2 protein-coding genes and 1 pseudogene are annotated in these 3,261 nt (G+C 68.9%); all 3 read left to right on the top strand.

Annotation, left to right across the window (positions count from 1 at the left end):
• Positions 1-510 (top strand): annotated as a pseudogene (locus tag LGR54_RS25595) (NAD(P)(+) transhydrogenase (Re/Si-specific) subunit alpha); the annotation flags it as partial.
• 824 nt (positions 511-1,334) lie between these two features.
• Positions 1,335-1,817 carry a proton-translocating transhydrogenase family protein gene (locus LGR54_RS25600; RefSeq protein ID WP_230364778.1) on the top strand — a complete coding sequence of 161 codons (483 nt, stop codon included), beginning with the start codon at positions 1,335-1,337 and terminating at the stop codon, positions 1,815-1,817.
• A 10-nt stretch (positions 1,818-1,827) separates the two neighbouring features.
• The gene (locus tag LGR54_RS25605) at positions 1,828-3,231 is read left to right on the top strand and encodes an NAD(P)(+) transhydrogenase (Re/Si-specific) subunit beta (protein ID WP_230364779.1); all 1,404 of its coding nucleotides are present in this window, start codon (positions 1,828-1,830) and stop codon (positions 3,229-3,231) included.
• Positions 3,232-3,261: the final 30 nt, after the last annotated feature.

Consider the following 3,261-nt stretch of genomic DNA (forward strand, 5'->3'; position numbering starts at 1 on the left):
GTCGAGGACGAGGAGTTCAAGCAGGCGGAGACCGCCGGCGGCTACGCCAAGCAGATGTCGGCGGAGTACCAGGCCAAGCAGGCGGCGCTGGTGGCCTCGCACATCGCCAAGCAGGACATCGTGATCACCACGGCGCTGATCCCCGGCCGTCCGGCGCCGAAGCTGCTGTCGGCCGAGATGGTGGCGTCGATGAAGGCGGGCTCGGTGATCATCGACCTGGCGGTGGAGCGCGGCGGCAATGTCGTCGGCGCGGTGGCCGGCGAGGTCATCACCACGGCGAACGGGGTCAAGATCGTCGGGCATCTCAACGTGCCCGGCCGGCTGGCGGCCACCGCCTCGCAGCTTTACGCCAAGAACCTCTACGCCTTCGTCGAGACGCTCATCGACAAGAGCGCCAAGGCGCTTAGCGTGAAGTGGGACGACGAGCTGGTGAAGGCGACGCTGCTGACCCGTGGCGGGTCGGTGGTGCACCCGAACTTCGGCGGTAAGGTCGAGACGGCGGCAGCCTGAGGCGCGGGGGCTTCGGCGAGGTCAGTCTGAGGCGAAGGTTTGGGGTGAGGTGCGTTTCCGACGTGCTCTCCTCCCGGACCGCCACCGGCCGATCCGGGATCGCTCGGGACGGCTGGCTCGGGAAGACCGGCCTGGGTCCCGGCTCTTCGCCTTCGCGGGCGCCTCCGTTCGAGTGACAGGCTTCTATCTTCGCTCTTCAGGTTTCGGCGGTGTTCCCCCTACCCGGCGCGGCGCGCCGACCTCTCCCTCGACGTCGGTTGTTTCCGACGTCGATCTTCGGGCACCCATGCGGCAACAGCCGCATGGGTGGGGAGAGGTGAAGTGACGGGCTTTCTCTTCCCTCGGGGAGAGGCAAGGGAGCTCCAGACCAGCGTCTCCGGTTCGCTTCTCCCTTTCTTGGAGAGGTGAGGGAGGCACTCCGAAGCGGCACCTCCGGCTCCCTCTTCTGTAGGGGAGAGGTGAAGGGCGGCCTCCGCCCCCGGTACGACCTGCTCCCTCTCATCGAGGGGGAGAGGGGTGGGGTGAGGGGGGAGCACCGCTCGCCGGTTCTCCGGCCGCGTTCCGGCTGACGGCCCGGTCTCGTAGGGCGCGGCCCGAGGACGCCGGGATCGGACGTCCGGACGCCCGACACCGGGCGGCTGGCAACGAGCTTCAGGCGGGAGCGACGCTCCCGTCGCCTAGAGAAACGATCCGGCCGGCGCGAGCCACACGCGGCGCCGGCACCAACGACGACAAGAAACGACACGACGACAGACAACGGACGAAGCGGCGGGCGGCACGGGGGCAGGATCCCGGCCGGTCCTTGAGAGAACGGGGAGAACAGGATGGCCAATCCATCGGGCGTGCCGGCGGATCCGGCGCAGGCGCTGGAAGGCGCCCGGGCGGCGGCGGAAGTCGCCAAGCGGGCGGCGGAAGCCGCGCAGGCCTATGCCGATGCCGCCGCGCAGGCGGCGCATGGCGGTGGCTTTGCCGATGCGGCGGGGGCGGTGGCGCACACGCTGACCGGCGGGGCGATCGACCCGTTCGTGTTCCGGCTCGCCATCTTCGTGCTGGCGGTGTTCGTCGGCTACTACGTGGTGTGGTCGGTGACCCCGGCTTTGCACACGCCCTTGATGAGCGTCACCAACGCCATCTCCTCGGTGATCGTGGTCGGCGCGCTGCTCGCGGTCGGCGTCGACACGGTGGCCGAGGGCACCGGCTGGGCGCGCGGCTTCGGCTTCCTCGGGCTGATCCTGGCATCGGTGAACATCTTCGGCGGCTTCCTGGTGACCAGCCGGATGCTCGCCATGTACTCGAAGAAGAAGTGAGGGCGACGAGATGAACGCCAATATCGTCGCGCTGCTCTACCTCGTCTCCGGGGTACTGTTCATCATGGCGCTGCGCGGGCTGTCGAGCCCCGCCACCTCGCGCCAGGGCAATCTGTTCGGCATGGTCGGCATGGCCATCGCCGTGTTGACCACGCTGTCGGCCTCGCCGCCGGCCGGCATCGGCGGCTGGCTTTTGGTGATCGGCGGCCTCGCCATCGGCGGCGGCGCCGGCGCGGTGATCGCCCGCAAGATCGCCATGACGCAGATGCCGCAGCTGGTCGCGGCCTTCCACTCGCTGGTCGGCCTCGCCGCGGTGGCGGTGGCGGCGGCCGCGCTCTACGCGCCGGAAGCCTTCGGCATCGGCCTGCCCGGCGCCATCCACGGCCAGGCGCTGGTCGAGATGAGCCTCGGCGTCGCCATCGGCGCCATCACCTTCACCGGTTCGGTGATCGCCTTCGCCAAGCTCAACGGCAATATGAGCGGCAAGCCGATCCTGCTGCCGGGCCGCCACGTCATCAATGCCGGCCTCGCGGCGCTGATCGTGCTGCTGGTGGTGGTGCTGACGCTGACCGAGAGCCACACGGTGTTCTGGCTGATCGTCATCGCCTCGCTGGTGTTCGGCGGCCTGTTGATCATCCCGATCGGCGGCGCCGACATGCCGGTGGTGGTGTCGATGCTGAACTCCTACTCCGGCTGGGCGGCGGCGGGCATCGGCTTCACGCTGGGCAACACGGCGCTGATCATCACCGGCGCGCTGGTCGGCTCGTCGGGCGCGATCCTGTCCTACATCATGTGCAAGGGCATGAACCGCTCCTTCGTGTCGGTGATCCTCGGCGGCTTCGGCGGCGATGCGGCGGCCGGTCCCGCCGGCGCGGTGGAGAGCCGCCCGGTGAAGCAGGGCTCGGCGGAGGACGCGGCGTTCATCATGAAGAACGCCGCCAAGGTGATCATCGTGCCCGGCTACGGCATGGCGGTGGCCCAGGCCCAGCACGCGCTGCGCGAGATGGCCGACAAGCTGAAGGAGGAGGGCGTCGAGGTGAAGTACGCCATCCACCCGGTCGCCGGCCGCATGCCCGGGCACATGAACGTGCTGCTCGCCGAGGCCAACGTGCCCTATGACGAGGTGTTCGAGCTCGAGGACATCAACTCGGAGTTCGCGCAGGCCGACGTCGCCTTCGTGATCGGCGCCAACGACGTGACCAACCCGGCGGCGAAGACCGACCCGACCTCGGCGATCTACGGCATGCCGATCCTCGACGTCGAGAAGGCCAAGACGGTGCTGTTCATCAAGCGCGGCATGGCGGCGGGCTATGCCGGCGTCGAGAACGAGCTGTTCTTCCGCGACAACACCATGATGCTGTTCGCCGACGCCAAGAAGATGGTCGAGGACGTGGTGAAGAACCTCTCCCACTAAGCAGACGCGGGGAGGGGGCTCGCGGGAGGA

Origin of the sequence: Ancylobacter sp. Lp-2 (assembly GCF_020523795.1) — a bacterium.
Taxonomy (GTDB): Bacteria; Pseudomonadota; Alphaproteobacteria; order Rhizobiales; family Xanthobacteraceae; genus Ancylobacter.